At 48.3% G+C, this 17,559-nt stretch carries 15 protein-coding genes; 9 read left to right on the forward strand and 6 right to left on the reverse strand.

Annotated features, from left to right (window positions below; translation table 11 throughout):
• Positions 1–24: 24 nt before the first annotated feature.
• On the reverse strand, positions 25–930 hold the full coding sequence (locus DWB84_RS07460) for an AraC family transcriptional regulator (RefSeq protein WP_187409148.1): 906 nt from the start codon (positions 928–930) through the stop codon (positions 25–27).
• A gap of 187 nt (positions 931–1,117) precedes the next feature.
• On the opposite strand from DWB84_RS07460, the gene DWB84_RS07465 reads away from it, so the two are divergent.
• Positions 1,118–1,882, forward strand: a complete 765-nt coding sequence (locus tag DWB84_RS07465; protein WP_187409149.1) for an SDR family NAD(P)-dependent oxidoreductase — start codon at positions 1,118–1,120, stop codon at positions 1,880–1,882.
• 83 nt (positions 1,883–1,965) lie between these two features.
• Here DWB84_RS07465 and DWB84_RS07470 read toward each other — a convergent pair whose 3' ends face one another.
• Complete coding sequence (locus DWB84_RS07470) at positions 1,966–3,864, reverse strand: malectin (protein WP_187409150.1); 1,899 nt, start codon at positions 3,862–3,864, stop codon at positions 1,966–1,968.
• Between the two features lie 948 nt (positions 3,865–4,812).
• Here DWB84_RS07470 and DWB84_RS07475 point away from each other — a divergent pair.
• Positions 4,813–6,237, forward strand: coding sequence for a tryptophan halogenase family protein (locus DWB84_RS07475; protein WP_370589687.1), 1,425 nt, complete (start codon positions 4,813–4,815; stop codon positions 6,235–6,237).
• A gap of 54 nt (positions 6,238–6,291) precedes the next feature.
• Here DWB84_RS07475 and DWB84_RS07480 read toward each other — a convergent pair whose 3' ends face one another.
• Complete coding sequence (locus DWB84_RS07480) at positions 6,292–7,041, reverse strand: hypothetical protein (protein WP_187409152.1); 750 nt, start codon at positions 7,039–7,041, stop codon at positions 6,292–6,294.
• 712 nt (positions 7,042–7,753) lie between these two features.
• Between DWB84_RS07480 and DWB84_RS07485 the strand changes: the two genes are divergently transcribed.
• From DWB84_RS07485 to DWB84_RS07500, 4 genes are all read left to right on the forward strand, one after another.
• Complete coding sequence (locus tag DWB84_RS07485) at positions 7,754–8,959, forward strand: glycosyltransferase family 4 protein (protein ID WP_187409153.1); 1,206 nt, start codon at positions 7,754–7,756, stop codon at positions 8,957–8,959.
• A 2-nt stretch (positions 8,960–8,961) separates the two neighbouring features.
• On the forward strand, positions 8,962–10,140 hold the full coding sequence (locus DWB84_RS07490; RefSeq protein WP_187409154.1) for a glycosyltransferase family 2 protein: 1,179 nt from the start codon (positions 8,962–8,964) through the stop codon (positions 10,138–10,140).
• Between the two features lie 408 nt (positions 10,141–10,548).
• Complete coding sequence (locus DWB84_RS07495; protein WP_370589698.1) at positions 10,549–10,980, forward strand: AAC(3)-I family aminoglycoside N-acetyltransferase; 432 nt, start codon at positions 10,549–10,551, stop codon at positions 10,978–10,980.
• A 322-nt stretch (positions 10,981–11,302) separates the two neighbouring features.
• Positions 11,303–12,580 carry an O-acetylhomoserine aminocarboxypropyltransferase/cysteine synthase family protein gene (locus DWB84_RS07500; protein WP_187409156.1) on the forward strand — a complete coding sequence of 426 codons (1,278 nt, stop codon included), beginning with the start codon at positions 11,303–11,305 and terminating at the stop codon, positions 12,578–12,580.
• Positions 12,581–12,747: 167 nt separating this feature from the next.
• On the opposite strand, the gene DWB84_RS07505 is transcribed toward DWB84_RS07500, so the two are convergent.
• Positions 12,748–13,377: a glutathione S-transferase family protein gene (locus DWB84_RS07505; RefSeq protein WP_187409157.1), complete on the reverse strand. Its 630-nt coding sequence runs from the start codon at positions 13,375–13,377 to the stop codon at positions 12,748–12,750.
• A 120-nt stretch (positions 13,378–13,497) separates the two neighbouring features.
• On the opposite strand from DWB84_RS07505, the gene DWB84_RS07510 reads away from it, so the two are divergent.
• Positions 13,498–14,460, forward strand: a complete 963-nt coding sequence (locus DWB84_RS07510; protein ID WP_187409158.1) for a YafY family protein — start codon at positions 13,498–13,500, stop codon at positions 14,458–14,460.
• A 41-nt stretch (positions 14,461–14,501) separates the two neighbouring features.
• Positions 14,502–15,068, forward strand: coding sequence for a hypothetical protein (locus tag DWB84_RS07515; RefSeq protein WP_187409159.1), 567 nt, complete (start codon positions 14,502–14,504; stop codon positions 15,066–15,068).
• A 20-nt stretch (positions 15,069–15,088) separates the two neighbouring features.
• On the opposite strand, the gene DWB84_RS07520 is transcribed toward DWB84_RS07515, so the two are convergent.
• Together DWB84_RS07520 and DWB84_RS07525 are read right to left on the reverse strand one after the other, a co-directional pair.
• Positions 15,089–15,742 (reverse strand): hypothetical protein, encoded by a 654-nt coding sequence (locus tag DWB84_RS07520; protein ID WP_187409160.1) that lies wholly within the window; start codon positions 15,740–15,742, stop codon positions 15,089–15,091.
• Positions 15,739–16,287 (reverse strand): hypothetical protein, encoded by a 549-nt coding sequence (locus DWB84_RS07525; RefSeq protein WP_187409161.1) that lies wholly within the window; start codon positions 16,285–16,287, stop codon positions 15,739–15,741. The genes DWB84_RS07520 and DWB84_RS07525 overlap by 4 nt, the downstream gene beginning before the upstream one ends.
• Positions 16,288–16,610: 323 nt before the next feature.
• Here DWB84_RS07525 and DWB84_RS07530 point away from each other — a divergent pair, with 323 nt between their 5' ends.
• Positions 16,611–17,516, forward strand: a complete 906-nt coding sequence (locus tag DWB84_RS07530; protein WP_255428895.1) for a glycoside hydrolase family 16 protein — start codon at positions 16,611–16,613, stop codon at positions 17,514–17,516.
• Positions 17,517–17,559 lie beyond the last annotated feature (43 nt).

Genomic DNA, 17,559 nt, shown 5'->3' on the forward strand with positions numbered 1-17,559 from the left:
TCGCTTTTTTTACGTGCGGTCGATTTATATCGCGCGCCAATTTTTATGCTGTTTTAACAAACTGACATCCCTTCCAGGCGGATTGCCAAACATACGCGTGTACTCGCGACTGAATTGCGACGGACTTTCGTAGCCGACTTGATAAGCACTGGTAGCCGCATCCAGATCTTCCGCCGCCATTAAATTTCTCGCCGCGAGCAGGCGCAGGGATTTTTGATATTGCAAAGGACTCAATCCCGTAATGGTTTTGAAATGGGCGTGAAAGGACGACACACTCATACCCGCAAGATCAGCCAAATGGGCAACGCTGAGCTGTTGATGAAATTGCTGTTTGATCCAATCGATAGCTTTGCTGATGCGATGGAGATGGCTGTCTTTAAAGGCGACTTGTGCAATCAACGGGCCCGAGTCACTGCACAACAAGCGGTAGAGAAGCTCCCTTTTACTCTGCTCTGCCAACACCGGAATATGTTCTGGTGTTGTGAGCAGGTCCGCCAGCCGCATTACCGCGTCTGCGGTCGGTTCATCAATTTCACCAACGAACAAACCTTTTCCAACTGCATTATCCAAGCGCCCGTTGCGATTGGTGAACGGCAATAACTCGGTAATCAGCGCCGCATTGATATCCATTTTTAACAGCATGTACGGAGCCGAGGTGGTGGCGCGCGTAATTTGACTTTGCAGCGGCAGGTCCACTGTGACAGTTAAAAATTGTCCTGCGGTGTAGGTAAAAACTTCTTCACCAACAAATACATGCTTCTGCCCCTGAGCCAGAATGCACAAGCTCGGGTTGTACACAACCGGCAGAGGTGTAGTGGTTGAACTCGCGCGAAAAATTTCCACACCGGGAATCGCAGAGGGCGTAATTCCCTCTTGTTTGGAGTTTTGTTCAAGCAGGCTGCCGAGCATTTGCAATTGGTCGGTATTCATAGTGCTGCTCCTGTCGCCTTATTTCCCCTCCACGATAAAACCCTCGCTCACAAAACACCAGCGCTAAAAACCTCAGCTGGAGGATTAGGCAAGCAACGGAGAGATGCAGGCATATCGGATCAAGGGGCAAAAAATTACAGTGGTCACACGCAAACAAGCTAAGTCAACACTTTAGAGGAGACAGTGTATGAGCCAGCAACCCAAAATTGCATTAATCACCGGTGGCAGTCGAGGTCTCGGCAAAAATATGGCATTAAAACTCGCAGCCAAAGGTCGCGATGTGATTTTTACCTACCACAGTAAACAAAACGAAGCCCAGACAACGGTGGAAGAAATCAACGCCTTGGGCCGAAAAGCGGTGGCGCTGCAATTGGATATTCGCCAGAGCAACCGTTTTGCGGAATTTGCCCAAACGGTGCGCGAGATATTGCAGCATCAGTGGAATGCAACGGGCTTTGATTATTTAATCAATAATGCCGGTAGTGGAATCGTTAAAACCTTCGAACAAACCACGGAAGAAGATTTCAACCGCATGGTGGATGAACATATAAAAGCGCCTTATTTTTTGACTCAGGCACTGCTGCCGCTGCTCAAAGATGAAGGGCGGGTATTAAATATTTCTTCCGGCCTTACCCGCATGGTGTTTCCTGGATATTCTGCCTACGCGATTATGAAAACTGCGGTGGAGGCTTTTACCTTATATCTTGCAAAAGAATTGGGTCCACGGCGTATTCGGGTCAATACCTTGGCGCCTGGCGCCATTGAAACGGATTTTGGTGGTGGCGCGGTGAGAGATAATCAAGATTTAAATCAGCGCATTGCCGCGATTACCGCGCTCGGACGAGTCGGTGTGCCAGACGATATAGGTGGTGCAGTTGCAGCGATTTTTGCAGATGACGCCGGCTGGATTAATGCACAAAGGATAGAAGTTTCCGGCGGTCAGGGATTGTAAGCCTCGAGGAAAATCAGCATGTTTTGAAAATAAAAAAGCCCATCGGATATTCTGATGGGCTTTTGCTTTTTTTATTGAAAGTTTTAGTTGCTGGCAGGAACGGTTAATTGGCCGCTCAAGTTGGGCACTGTCCAGTTCACGTAGGAGCTTACGTTCGGCTGGCTGCCGGAGGTGGCGAAACTGCCGGTAGTGGCGGATTCGTCGCCAGCCAGGAATTTACGCACGAAAGCTTCCGCCGGAGCACTGTACTGACTTCTCCAGGCGCAGTGATCCCCGCCCGCGCCTATGTAACCGATATTGCTGCCAAAGCCGAGGCCTTCATAAATCATTTGTCCAGCTTTGGTGGCTACCCACGCGGAATTGGGGTCGAGGTTGGCAATGCCGGGGTTATCGATAACCAACAATCCGCGCGGCGCGATCAGACCGATAATGGAGTGAGTGTCGATTGGCAGTTTATTTAACTGATGGCCGGAGGTGCTGTTGGAATTGGTAAAGGCTCCCAGAGAACCTGGATTCAGCCACCGCTCATAGCTCATGGCGTGATAAGGCTGCTCGCCGGAGGCGTCGATTCTCGGCACCAGACGCAAGGCGGGCACGCCGCCAATACCGGATTCAACCGGCATGGACAGCGCAATACGCGCGTCGAATGCGGAAGCGATAAAAGGCCCTTTGCCAAAGCGCGAGCAACCTGTGGCGCCGACTCTGCTGGCGTTAAAGCGCGAATCCTTCTCCAGTACGTCGATGATTCGGCTCACACCCCAACCCCATGCGGCCAACAAACCGGCGGAGTGATTGCTGCCGTAGAGGTCGTAGAATTTGCCGGCCTTAGGACCGCTGCCGCCGTTTTCTGCGCCGAGGTCATAAGGGTTATAGGTAATAGTGGCGACGTTGTAACGATTCAAAATCGTCTGCAACTGCGAGGGAATACCGTTGCCGAAGAAGCCGCCACCATAGCCGATCATCACCGGGAATGGCCCGCTGCCGCTGGGCGTATTGATGGTTGCGGTGAAGGAAATGGATTTGCCTTTATCCGATACATTAACGGTAAGTGTACTGCCGCTGATGGAGCCAGTGACGCTCTCGGGCGGCGTCGGTTTTTCACCGTAAATGTAGTTGTACGCCTGTTGCAGAATTTCCTGGCGACGGCACCACCACTGGCCCTTGTCGGTAATACGGGTACCGTCCAGTTTGGTGAATGGGTCGGGCAGATTGGGACTGTCGGGCAGAGATCCTGCGCCAGGCAAATTACCCACTGTGCAATCTGCACCCGGATTTTCCGCGGTTTTTGGAGCTGGTGGCGGTGGTGGAGGTTCAACCAATTTGCCATTGGCTGAGAATATCGCGATACCGGAAAGCGTCGGGTTTTCCATAATCGCGGAGACTTCAATCGTCAGTGCATCATCGGCAACGACTATATCTTTGAAAGTGCGATCGTACGCAGTGAATTTGCCGACTTCGCTATAAATATCGAGCGCAGAAATCACTTCGCGCCCTTCGATAGAAACATTAAAAAGGCGCGTATTAGCGGCATTCACATAAAGCTCTGCAAAACTCAGCCTAACGTCGTAAGTGCTGTTGGTTACTGGAATTTCATAAGAAAAAACGCCGTATTTTTCGGATTGATAAAGCGCATCACCTGTTGTCCCATCAATAGCATTGGTAACGGAATTTGGTGTGCCGCCGCGACCGAAGTGATCTTCTTCGTATTTAATGCCATCCACAGTAACCGCTGCAGTGCCTCCCACATTGATTGCATAAACCAACGGCAAGGTACCGGAGCCGCTGGAGCTGGACGATGAACTGCTCGAATTCGAAGAAGAGCTGCTGGATGAAGAGGAAGAAGAACTGCTACTGCTTGAGGATGAGCTGCTGGACGAGCTGCTAGATGATGAGCTGCTTGCTGAATTCGCGGGTGGTTCGCTTCCGCAAGCAACAAGACTGGCCATCAAAGCAGTCAAATAACATTTTTGGAGCGTTTTCACGGGTGTCACCTGGTAAGTTAATGTCGTTTTAGTTTTATTTGCGAGAGCGGGGCGTTGTCTGAAAGGCAAAATCTTGAGCAATCTGTATCAACATTTGTGCAGCACTAATCCACAACAGTGGACACAGAAAATCATGCGCGCAGTTAACCTTCTGCATTACCCTGCAGGGCCTTGGCCGTTGATTTCAATTGTCCTATTGGTATGCGTTGTATATTCGAAAAAACGGCCAAATTATTCGCCACGGCAGCATATCACCGGCGTTATTATCAAAATGTGGACGATCTAACAAATTGCCGTGGCATTAGGCTTGACGCAGCAGGTTCATTTAAAGAAATGAGAAGACCGACGTAGAATATATGTAGATATGGTAATTTTGAAAACAAAATAACGTTAAAAAAATATTAGTATATAGTTAATAAAAATGTATGTGGGTTGGATTTTTATATTTCTAGCAAATGTGGCGATCCGCAATGCATTGTCAAAATAAATCATATTTATTAGGTTGGTGGGGGGAGTTAAAAGCAATATTTGTTCAATGCTTATCGATTGCCATAGAAAGTAGTACTCATGCATGCAGCGCATTGAAAAAATAATTTTAATAAAGCTGAACCTTTTAATTTCTTGTTACGTACAAATCTGAATGCGTATCACGGATGGAGTAAGAACCGGTTGAGTCACCGATTCAGTCAATCTGGTCGCGCACGAGTAAAGCCCTTTGTGCAAGACGAGGGTCGATTGATTGTCGCTATGGTGGATTGGGAGCGTTTGCAGAATTATGCGATAGGCGTGAAGAGGGTTCAGACGGTAAAATTCCGGAGATCTGTAGACCATATTTTATACATGTAGAGATTCATACCATTACGACCAACATAACTGGGAGTGTCCATGTCTCGAGAAGTAAAAAAAGTAGTAATCGCAGGAGGGGGTACGTCAGGGTGGTGTACAGCAATGGCGTTGTCCAAACAGTTTGGCTCATTGCTTGACATTACGCTAATCGAATCAGAAGAAATCGGTACTGTCGGTGTTGGTGAAGCTACGTTCCCGACGATCTGTACATTCCATCAAATGCATGGAATTGATGAAAAAGAATTTCTGCAAGCAACCGGCGGCAGTATCAAGCTTGGTATTTCGTTCGAAAACTGGGCGCGCAAGGGCGACCGATATATCCACTCATTCGGCACAGTGGGCCAGTCCAATTGGATTGGTGATTTTTATAATTATTGGTACGCCGCCAAAGAATACGGTTACGAAGGGGCGTTGGAAGAATTCTGCTTTGAATTGCAGGCGGCCACGCACCATAAATTTGCCATTACCAAGAATCCGCGAATCAATTACGCCTATCATTTTGATGCGGGACGTTATGCGAGACTTTTGCGTAAACTCAGCGAAGAAAAAGGCGTAAAACGTATTGAAGGAAAAATCATCGAGGTAAAACAAAACGCAGACACAGGTTTTATTGAATCTGTGGTGATGGAGTCCGGTGCCCGCATTGACGGTGATTTTTTTGTGGATTGCACAGGTTTTATCGGTCTGCTGATCGAAAAAACCTTGCATGCAGGTTACGAACATTGGGGCCATTGGCTGCGTAACGACAGCGCGGTGGCGTTGCAAACCGAATTTTCCGGTGATATTCCTCCTTATACTCGCGCGATTGCCCACGACAGCGGTTGGCAGTGGAAAATTCCTTTGCAACATCGCCAGGGTACAGGCCACGTTTATTCAAGTGCTTATATATCCGACGAAGATGCGCGCAATACCCTGTTGCAGCATTTGGACGGCGATATTCGTGTTGAATTGCGTTTGTTGAAGTTCAAAACCGGACGACGCAAAAAAGCCTGGGTGAAAAACTGCGTTGCAATCGGCTTGGCGGGAGGGTTTGTTGAGCCTTTGGAATCCACCAGTATTCATTTAATACAGGCGGGTATCACGCGGCTGATACAGCTGTTTCCATTTGCCGGTTGTTGCGAAAGTCTGGCCAAGCATTACAACGAACTGTCCAGAGTCGAATACGAAAAAATCCGCGACTTCATCATAATGCACTACAAGGCCACCGAGCGGGACGACACGCCTTATTGGCGCGATTGCCGCGATATGGAGGTGCCGGACTCTCTGGCGGAACGAATGGAGTTATATAAAGAATCCGGCATTCTCTTTATGGGGGCGGGCGAGGTGTTCCGCACGGATTCCTGGTTGCAGGTATTACAAGGGCAGCGGATTTTCCCGCAGCGCTACCATCATTTTGGACATACGATGGACAAAGAGCAGCTTATGCAGGCCCTGAATAAACTCAAAGGCGATATTTCAACGCTGGTCAGCAAAATCCCATCGCACGGCGATTTCCTTAAAGCTTACTGCCCAATGCAGTGGGACTGATAAACCAAAGTGGACTGATAAAACGGATGCAAATCTGGGCATGGATGCTCTTTATCACCGCTCTCCAGATTTGGTTTTAGGCGCAAATTCGATATTGCCATCTTTTACCAGCCATACCCCTCTCTCCGTAATAACCGCAAAAGGAATGGTGTGCAGCAAGCTCAAATATGCGTGAGTTTCCGCAGGGTAGGCGCTGAGCACATGGCTGACGGTCAACATGTGAATTTCTGCTCCCTCCGGTACATCGCCTCCGATTTTATTGATGACCAGGCATGATTTGGATAAAGGTGTGGTCCTGGTAATCGTTGGTGTTGCCTTGGAGACGCTGACTTTGGTGTGACCGCCAATTTGTACAGCATGTGGATCCATGTTGGCAGCCAGAATAAAAACATCCCATTCCTCTTCATTTTCTCCTGGCACCACCACGGTATTGAAATGATGCGAGCAGGAATTGACACCGTTTTCCAACGCGGCAAGGCGTGCATTTAGCATGGAAATTTCAGTCTGACTCGGCTCCCGTTTCGGCTCAATCGATATCTCCGGAATTCCATTTTTATCGTAAATAACGTCCGCAATTATGCTGACCTGCTCAGGGTTTTTTTCATAAAACGATACCGTGTAATCCTCCTGATTCGGGTAGGCGACCCAGCCGACAAAATTTGGATAATTTCCCGGATAAATCCGTTCGAGCAGAAGATCCGAAGCCTCTGCAGTGCGAATGTCCCGCGCGAAGATTTCCTTACCAACTTCAGAGACGCGAGCCGCGGTAGCAGACTCCTCAGCGGTCAGTGGCACTGCAGACATGGGGACTGCGGAGTTCTTTTTTGCAATTGTGGCATTGCAGCCCATTAACATCAGAAGGGTTAAAAGGACGGCGGCTTTCATAGGGGGGGGCCTGAGTCGGTAAGAGCAGGGCCGGAATCATAACTGGTATGAAATAGTGAGGCGAGTGGAGAGGGCAGGGAATGGAACGGGAGGAACGGGATAGGGCAAAGGGCCGGCGATTAATGTTTCGCTCCGATTGGCTTATGCCGTGCTTGCGCCCCAGTAATAGAAACTATTTAAAAATCAAGCGGTTGTAAGAGTTTTTTGCCTTTATATCAACTGTCGTCAGCTGTTGATGGGATTCATGGTTATTTGGGTTTGGCGTTCACATGCCCATTAAGTCACAAATATTCTCGTTCTTATACATAACAAGCCTATCCGAGCGGGGCATTTATTGTGCTAAGCTTGGCGCGTAATATTGTGTTGCATTAAGTGGCAATAAGCCCCGTAGGCGTAAACGTAGGCACCCTCGACAGGCTCTTGTGAGCCCAAGAAGGAATCTGAAAATGGCATCGCATAAACGAGCGCAAACTCTAAAAGTTAACTAAGCGCGCAAAACAGCCGGCTATTCAACAGATACGTTTGACGTTAAAAGCTTGTTTGCTGGTGTGATGGTCGGGAATGGCCTATCCATCACTTCTAATAAAAACAACTAGCTTGTGCCAGAGTTTTAACGTTCATGAAGAATGATATGGAAAAAGTATCTGCAAAAGTTGCTTACCTGGTTAACCAGTATCCCAAAATAAGTCACACCTTTATCAGACGAGAAATTCTCGCTTTGGAAGCGCAGGGAACTTCTGTTGTCCGTATATCTGTCCGTGAAACCCAGGAACAGCTCAGCGATAGCATCGATCGCGAAGAAAAGAAAATTACCCATTACATTTTGGGACAGAGCAAAGTTAAAACAGCTTGGAATCTCATAAAGGCATTTTTGCTGTGTTTGCCCAAGTTGTTACCTGCGCTCAGGAGCACTGTTTTTCTTTGCAAACGATCATGCGCGCTTTTGCGGCCCATAATTTATTTATTTGAAGCCTGCTCCTTATATCAGTTTTGCAAGAAGCAAAATATCGGTCATATCCACGTCCATTTCGGAACCAATTCAACTACCGTTGCCATGCTCTGCCGAAAGTTGGGTGGACCTACCTATAGCATGACCATCCACGGCCCCGAGGAATTTGACTCCCCAAAGGCAATAGCATTGGACGAAAAAATTCGCCATGCAAAGTTTGTTGTTGCCATTTCTTCATATTGTCGAAGCCAGCTTTTCCGCTGGGCGCAATCGTCTGACTGGCCAAAAATCGCGGAAGTACATTGTGTTGTTAATACGGAGTTTCTTGTTTCGGACAATGAGTCAGCAATTGAGCCAAAACGCTTTTTGTCGGTTGGCCGTCTGTGTGAACAGAAAGGGCAGATGCTTTTATTGGCGGCGTTTCACAAGGTGTATCTGCGTCATCCCGATGCACAATTGCATTTAATCGGTGACGGCGAGTTCCGCGAGCCAATCGAAAAGTTCATTCAAGAACATGGTCTGCAAAACAATGTTTATCTGCATGGTTGGCGGGATTCCAATTATATCGCCGAGCAATTGGATAAATGTTCTGCCATGGTTTTGCCCAGTTTTGCCGAAGGTCTACCTGTGGTCATCATGGAGGCCTTTGCCAGATGTCGGCCTGTTATTTCTACCTACATCGCGGGTATTCCGGAGCTGGTTACACCGGATTGCGGCTGGTTGGTTCCTGCCGGCCATATTGAAAAACTTTCCGAAGCAATGGAGGAGGCGTTGAGCACGTCTCCCAGCCAGCTTTATGCAATGGGTAATCGCGGTCTTAATAAAATAAATCAAGCTCACAATCCGGCTATTGAAGCGAAAAAACTTTCATCTCTTTTTGGCGGTTGATCATGATGAATATTAGTGCTTCTGACATTTTGTTTATCTTTACGGTGCTCGCGCTTATTCCTTCCATAATCTTTATTGTGGAGCTGATTATAGGTGCGCGATCTCGGCCTGCAGATGAATATCCGAGCACGGGGCAGCGCTGTGCCATTTTGATGCCGGCTCATAACGAGGAGTTAGTAATAGAACGCGCGTTACAGTCCATCGAAAGTCAGCTAGCCCCGGGTGATCGCATCATTGTGATAGCGGACAATTGTGATGATGCGACAGCGGAAATCGCCCGCCGACATCAATGTGAGGTGCTGGTGCGGAACGATAAAGAAAACCGCGGTAAAGGATTTGCACTGGCTTATGGTTTAGAGCACTTGGCGCAAGATCCGCCTGATATGGTGATGATTTTGGATGCCGACTGCGAAGCAACTCCTGGCTCCATCAGTGCGCTTAAAGCGGCTTGCGCGTTCTTGAATCAGCCTGTGCAAGCCAATTATCAAATGCGTTCAGGTACATCCGGCAATGTCAGAAGCAATATCACAGAGTTCGCGGTTTACATAAAAAATCACGTTAGATTAGCGGGTCTGGACCAGCTGGGGGGCAGCGTGCCAATTACCGGATCCGGTTTTGCTGTGCCGTATCATTTATTGGAGAAAGTTGATCTGGCTTCTGGCGAAATTGTGGAAGATATGAAGCTCGGTATTGATCTCGCGCTCGGGGGCAATCGGGTTCGCTATGTACCAGATGCATTAATTACCAGTCCATTACCTACAAGTGAGGAAGCCGCAACGACTCAGCACAAACGCTGGGAACATGGTCATGTAAGCATGATCATCAAGTATTTCCCCGCGCTTATCCGCAATGCAATTGCCAAAAGGAGCTGGTCGTTACTGATGACCGCCTTGGATTTGGGTGTCCCGCCGTTCCTGGTTTTGACGGCTTTTAATATTTGTTTGTTTGGTGCCGTCGCTGTCCTCGACCTGTATTTTTGGGATTTCCGTTCATCGGCACTGATCCTGTCCATATTGGTATCCCAAACGATTGTATTATTGGTGGTCAACAGAACCGCTGATGAGGCGCGCCTTGAATCGTCTGATGTGATCAGCGGCATTCATTACCTGACCGGCAAAATGGAAATTTACAAATCGCTGCTGAAAAGAAAAAAATCCGGTTGGGTTAAGACAGGCAGATAAATTGGCGGAAACTGAACCCCAAGTAGTGCTTGGCAGCCGCTGAAAGAAAGCATGCGGCTGCTATTAATCCGGCTTGTTCAGTCAATCTAAAATTCTAGTGCCCCACTTGCATCTGGAGGCTATGTTTTATTTTTGGACAGTGAAGTACCTTCTTCCCCATGCGTTCCCATCCAGACGCTTTGATGTTCCGCTAACGTAAATGAGCCTTGGAGCTTCTCGCCTTTTCCCTTTTTGTCCGATCCAAATTCACTCTGCATTGCTTGCAATAAACTCTATACCGAACTCGCTGGTCAAACATTTTATACATTGAAGTAACCCTGCAGCTGGTAAGCTTCGCAGGGTACATTGCTTACGGCTTATTGGTGACTGACTATGTCGCAAAAACCAGATTGGCAGATTAGCACGCTGATGCGCGAGGATATCGAAATCTTGCGCGCCATGCTAAGGATGTTTGGTAAAGCGTTTGAGGATCTCGCCACCTACACTCAAGCGCAGCCGGATGACGCATATGTTGGCTCGCTATTAGCCAATAATTCCTTTATTGCTATTGCTGCTTTATCTGACACCAGAATTGTTGGTGGTCTTGCGGCCTATGTGCTGCCGAAGTTTGAGCAAGCCCGCTCGGAAATCTACATTTACGATTTAGCTGTCGATGCAGATTTTCGGCGGCAGGGAATCGCTACGGCCCTTATAGAGGAATTAAAACGAATTGCGCGTGCTAGAGGCGCCTACGTTATTTTTGTGCAGGCCGATTATGGCGATGACCCGGCAATTGCGCTCTATACCAAAATGGGCATCAGAGAAGAGGTTTTGCACTTCGATATTCACTCAAATGACTAAATCCCGGTGAGCAAACAATAAAAATAAATTTCTTGATTTGATGGCCGGTAAAACTGTCGCGCCTTATAAGAACCGCTGCGTAAAAATCAACAGCTTGTGCCTCTCGCCTGCCTGGACCAGTTAAAGGGTACGACCAGTCAGTCAAATTCAACGGCTTTTCGTCATAAAAATCGAAATGTTCACATTTCTTCGCCGCACCTGAGTGATCACTTCGCTCCACTTAGCAGGTATGATTTGGCGCTGTTGAACAATCGCGCCACTGGCAAGTCTATGGGCATCCAGATGATTGTTCGCCAACATCGTTTTTACAGAGGAATACACAATGAAATTAGAATCGCTTGCTCTGCATGAAGGTTACTCCTCAGAACCCACGACACGAGCGGCCGCTGTACCAATTTATCAGACCACTTCCTTTACCTTTGACGATACTCAACACGGCGCGGATTTGTTTGATTTAAAGGTGGCGGGCAATATCTATTCGCGCATTATGAACCCCACCAATGCGGTTCTCGAAGCGCGACTGGCAGCGATGGAGGGCGGTATTGGCGCGCTGACGGTATCCTCAGGCATGGCGGCGATCACTTATGCCATTCAATGTATTGCATCCACTGGCGACAACATCGTGAGCACCAGTCAGCTGTACGGTGGCACCTACAATTTGTTTGCTCACACTTTCCCACGCCAGGGCATAAGCGTGCGCATGGCCGACGCCGCGCAGTTCGATGCTATTGAAGCTTTGATCGACGATAAAACCCGCGCGATTTTTTGTGAATCCATCGGCAACCCTGCCGGCAATGTGGTGGACATCGCCCGCTTGGCGGAAATTGCCGAGCGCAATGGTGTGCCGCTGATTGTAGACAATACAGTTGCGACTCCCTATTTGTGCCGACCATTTGATTTGGGCGCGCATATTGTGGTGCATTCGCTGACCAAATATATCGGTGGCCACGGCACTACAATTGGCGGCGTGATTGTGGATTCCGGAAAATTCGACTGGGTGGCCAATAAAAAACGTTTCCCTATGCTCAATGAGCCAGATCCTTCCTATCACGACGTGGTTTACACAGAAGCGTTGGGCGCAGCTGCCTACATCGGTCGCTGCCGTGTTGTTCCTCTGCGAAATACCGGCTCGGCATTAGCGCCACACAGCGCATTTTTGATTATGCAAGGTTTGGAAACTCTCGGATTGCGCATCGAGCGCCACTGTGACAATGCCCTGGCGGTGGCGAACTATCTGCGTCAACATCCCAAAGTAAACTGGGTGAATTACGCAGCACTGCCGGACAGTCCTTATCATGCGAATTGCCAAAAAATCACTGGCGGTAAAGCCTCGGGAATTTTGAGCTTTGGCATTAAAGGCGGCAAAGAAGCAGGCGCACAATTTATTGATGCCTTAAAAATGATTTTGCGTCTGGTCAATATCGGCGATGCAAAATCCCTTGCGTGCCATCCTGCGACAACCACGCACCGTCAATTAAGCACAGAAGAATTGAAATCCGCAGGTGTTTCTGAAGACTTGGTGCGTTTGTCTGTCGGTATTGAACATATCGACGATATCATCGCTGATATTGCGCAGGCGCTGGAAAAAGTCACTGTGTAAATGGTTAAAAAAGGCTGCAGAAATGCAGCCTTTTTTTCAGGTGTAACCTGTCATAAATAAAATTGCCCCCGCACCTAAATCCTCTCCCGGAGGGAGACTTGGTTGTGCCAATGTCAGCGCGCGGACCATTACTCCCTTTCCCTTCGGGAGAGGGTAGGGTTGAGGGCTCAAGCTGTTTCCAGCTTTCCAATCAGCGCATTATCCAATTCTTCTGCACGTATATTGGCCGGCCTTGCTCCTATGCGGTCGACGTATTCGCGAAATGCAGGTCGCTCTTCGATAATTTTCTGCTGCATTTCCCAACCTAGATAACTCGCTGCCAATAGATCCGCTGCAGTGAAATGGTCGCCACAGAGATAAGATCTTTTTTGCAGCTCTTTTTCTAAAGTATTGACCGTGTCTTCAATGCGGCCGCAGCCCGCAGACACGGCTTTTTCGCCGTCTATATCCCAACCGAAGGATTTTGCCGTAGTTGCCATTTCGAGCGGTCCGGCAATAAAAAATATCCAGCGCAAATAAGAGCCTCGTTCCGGATTGTCTATTGGCGGTGCGAGTTTTTTCTCCGGGAAACGATCCGCAAGATAAGTGCAAATAGCGCCGACTTCCGTAATCACAACGCCTCGGTCTACCAAGGCGGGCACCTTGCCCATGGGGTTGAGCGCCAAATAATCCGGCGCCTTCATGCTTTTGCCAAATTCTTTAATAACAACTTCGTAATCCGCACCGACTTCTTCCAGCATCCAGCGCACGATGCGACCGCGCGACCAGGGGTGGGTATAAAACGTCATGGCTGCCATTTTCAGTCTCCTTCTAGGTGTTAGTTAACGAGCGAGATCAAAATAACGCTTATATAGGTCGAAAGCCGTCCTAGTTTGATGGCATTATTTCGCCCAACGTGCATCCTGTGAGAGAAAGCCATGACGGGTCCCGTTTCCCGCGTACTGACAGTGCTGGAGCTTCTGCAAAGTCACAAGCTGCTGAGCGGCGCTGAGCTTGCGGAAAAGCTCGGGGTCGATCGCCGCACTGTGCGGCGCTATATCACGGTGCTGGAAGATATGGGTGTGCCGGTGACCACCGAACAGGGCCGCTACGGCGGTTATATGCTGGTGCCGGGCTTTAAATTGCCGCCGATGATGTTTACCGATGAAGAAGTATTGGCTGTATCCCTCGGGCTGCTGGCGGCGCGTCAACTGGGATTGGCCGAAGCCGCTCCGGCCATAGAGAGCGTGCAGGCAAAACTTGAGCGGGTGATGCCGGATGGCCTGAAGCGGCGCGCTCGCGGGGTAAGCGAAACCACCAAGCTGATGCTCGCCCGCTCGGCGCCACCGCTCGACAACCGTTTGCTGATGACCTTGACTCAGGCAGTGCGGGAAGAACAGCGAATCAGCTTTACCTATCATCACCCCGACCGAGAACCTACGTGTCGCGAAGTCGATCCCTACGGTTTGCTCTTTCAGCTCGGTCGCTGGTATATGAGCGGCTACTGCCACCTGCGCGGCGACATGCGTTCATTTCGTTTGGACAGAATTTCCGGCGCGCAACTTATGCCGCAAAAATTCAAGCGTCCAGCGGATTTCGATATTGCCCATCATTTTATTCAAAGCCTGAATTCCATGGCGACCCATAGAGTGCTGGTGATTTTGCACACCGACACCGAAACAGCAGCAGGTGCGTTTACATTTTGCCCCGATGCACGAGCCTTATTCCGCCATCATGAACAAGGCGTATTGCTGGATACCAATGTGGATAATTTGGAGTGGTTTGCCAGTTGGTTGGCGCAATTGCCGTTTACTTTTACCATACTGGAGTCAGAAGAATTAAAAGACGTTTTGCGCGAGAAGGCGGGTAAATGGATTGAAGCTTGTGGAAGAAGCCATTAGATTACGACTGCCAAAATTAACCTAAGGATTGAATGTTTATTATGGGAATATTGTTTGCGGAAGGCGCTACCAGGAACCAAAAAATAGGAATCAGTATAGTTATTTGTGTTTCGTTGCTGGTGATTTTAGGGATATTTAATGGAACATTGGTAAACAATAGCGTCTTAAAAGTTGCCGCCATAGTTACCGCATTTTTATCGATTGTCTGCGTCCCTCTCACCATTCGCCCGGTATTGCACATGTATGCTCATGAATATGCCGGAAGGCCTATAAAACGGTGGCGGATGTATTTGGGCTTTACGCTTATGGTTCTGATATTTCTCTACATTGCAACAGCAAGAGGAATTCCAATTATCCTGAACTATATCTTGTCTTCTCCTGGCGAAATAATCGTAACCATCAGATCGAAAGACAGCGATTACAAAACAAAGCATTGCAGGGCGGGCGGTATTAATGTTGTGGAATTCAATTTGTTTCTGAATAGCGAAATATGCGGATTTCAGCGCGAGCATTGGGAGGTATTTAAACCGGGAGATCAGCTTACGCTGCTCGGGCGTAAGTCGCCATTTGGGTTTTCATATCAGCGTTATAGCTTGGATGTGCGTTAAGGCGGCATTAAAGCGTATTTTTATGATGCCACTCTCCGTGCATCGCTGCTCTTTCTATTCTTCCATTGCCCAAAGAGGCGGCGATGCGTCAGTTTTGAAATGGATACAACCCGCTCTTTAGTCCCTTCATATTCCCATTTAACGGGCGCACGCTTTAAATATTCAAGCCATTGCTCGGGATGAGGGCGGTTATGAAACCATGCGAAACCCGTATTTATAATGTCCGATTGCGTGGTTGGTGGCAGGTTTTCAATAAAGTGTAGGATCTCTGCGTCAAATTCGGGTTCATTATAGAAATAAAGTGATGCTAATGCTCCATAGCAAATAAAATTGGCGGCATGCTCATCATCAGATCCGCAAGAGCTTCGGATGGCCTGGAGTGTGGTTGTTAAGGTTTTATGCGACTTTATTGTTTTTAAATCATGTGCCGCCTTTTTGACTGTTTCGTAAGTTCGCAAACATTGGACATCTTTAGCTGATTTACAAGTTTGCAGTATTTTGATAGATGAAGGGTAGTTTAGGCCATGAAGTCCCAAATACAATGTTTCAAAAAGTTGAACTGGCCGGATTTGAATATCGGTCGTAGACGTGTTGTTGGAGCAGGCCGAAAAGGAGCCCAGGACTCCAGCTATGGATCCTAGCGCTACAGTCATTTTCATCAAGGTGCCTCTCATTTAAATATTCTCCAATTTGGATTTCCTTCAGAAGTTGGAGATTTCTCGATCCGCTCCATAACGTCAACGATATTAGATGGCCTGTTAACTACTCCAAAGTCGATCTTATTCGTTGCTCCTGCCGCAGGAACCCCAAAAACCTTATGCCAAAGCTCAGCAAAGTGGATGGTGTAACAACCATAGAATTTTGAGACAAAGTTAGAAGGTTTAACAAATTTCCGGGCAAGAGACTTGTTGTCTAGAATTTGCTCCAATGGAATAGTGTCTCTCTTAAAGGCGGCAGATCCGCAAGCTTCGTTATGTGTTAGTGAAAGCATGAGCTCATTCCCACTTGCGTGGCCGCTGTACCAAACTCTTGTTATTGAGGCATCGGGCATCGAGTCAAGATATCTCCAAAAGTCACCTGGAGTTCTCAAACCTTTATATGTGATTCCATTTTCAATGGCTAGGCTTTTAATTCTATGCATGTAGTTATGGCCGCCTCTCTGGATAACTTTATCTGCGGCGGCTTTTCTAATGCTGTGAAGGCCTATTTTGGGAACCAAGGTTTATGCATACACGATGAGTCTTTATGGAACCGCATAAGGTCCGGTGATCAAGTGATTCTGCACGGCCGAAAATCACCCCTGGGGTTTTTCAAACAGGCTTTTTTGATCGGTGGAAAAAAGGTGAGTGAGCTTCGACTGCAACCGATTTCGCGGAGATTTATCGCGGGGGCACACGCCTAATCGTTTGGATGTCTAGTTGTCATTCTGGAAATAAGTTCACAGAACTATAAGTCGAATCATGAAATCATAAGGCGGTTTCACTCGGGCTGACCTGACGCAGCGGCCCTTTGATTTTGACTACAACAACATCCGGGTACCTCATGAACAAGCCTTTCGTAAAAGGAGTGATGTTGGCTCCAACGCTAACTTTTGCTCTGTGCGCCTCACTTCTCGTTGGGTGTGGAGGGGGCAATTCTTCGTCTTCGTCCAACAGTTCAAGTTCTTCCAGTTCTAGCTCATCGAGTTCATCAAGCTCATCCAGTTCATCCAGCAGTTCGTCATCCAATGGTGGTGCAGATAATTTCGTTTTGTTGTTCCGCGACGATTTTAATTATCTGGATACATCGCGCTGGCAATTGATGGAGCACAGCTGGGGCGGCAATTTGGCGGTTTTTTCCCGGCAGTCGGTCAGCGTCAATAATGGGTTGATGACGTTGCAATTATTGCCCGCGCCGGATAACACCATTGTGGATGGCGAAAGAAAACGGTTTTATGGCGCTGAGGTGCGTTCGGTGCAAACCATCCGTTATGGTCGCGTAACCGCTCGCGCGAAATTCGCCAAAGGCTCTGCAGTGGTCTCTTCCTTGGTAACCATTTATACCCCGTGGCCGGCGGACAATTGGAACGAGCTGGATATTGAAATGCTCGGGAAAGATCCCAACCAAATTCAATACAACGCCATGATCTACGACGGCCCGCGCGTTCAAAATCCCACCCAGTCCGTCACGCCGACACAATTTCCAGCGCTTAAATCTCTCGGCTTTGATTCGTCCGCAGATTTTCATACCTACACCATCCAATGGACGCCGGCGTCCGCCGAATTTTATGTGGACGGCGAGCTGCAACATGTATGGACACAAAAAATCGACCTGATGAACCTGCCGCAAAATATTCTGCTGACCATCTGGGCATCCGACAGCGCCGCCTGGGCTGGTCCGGTAACGAATGAAACGGCGAATGCGAAAGTGGTTTATGATTGGGTTGAGGTTTACGAGTATCGGCCGTAGGTAAATTTAAAAAAACACCCGCGAGAAGCGGGTGTTTTTTTAT

Source organism: Saccharophagus sp. K07 (assembly GCF_014336955.1).
Lineage (GTDB): Bacteria > Pseudomonadota > Gammaproteobacteria > Pseudomonadales > Cellvibrionaceae > UBA5868.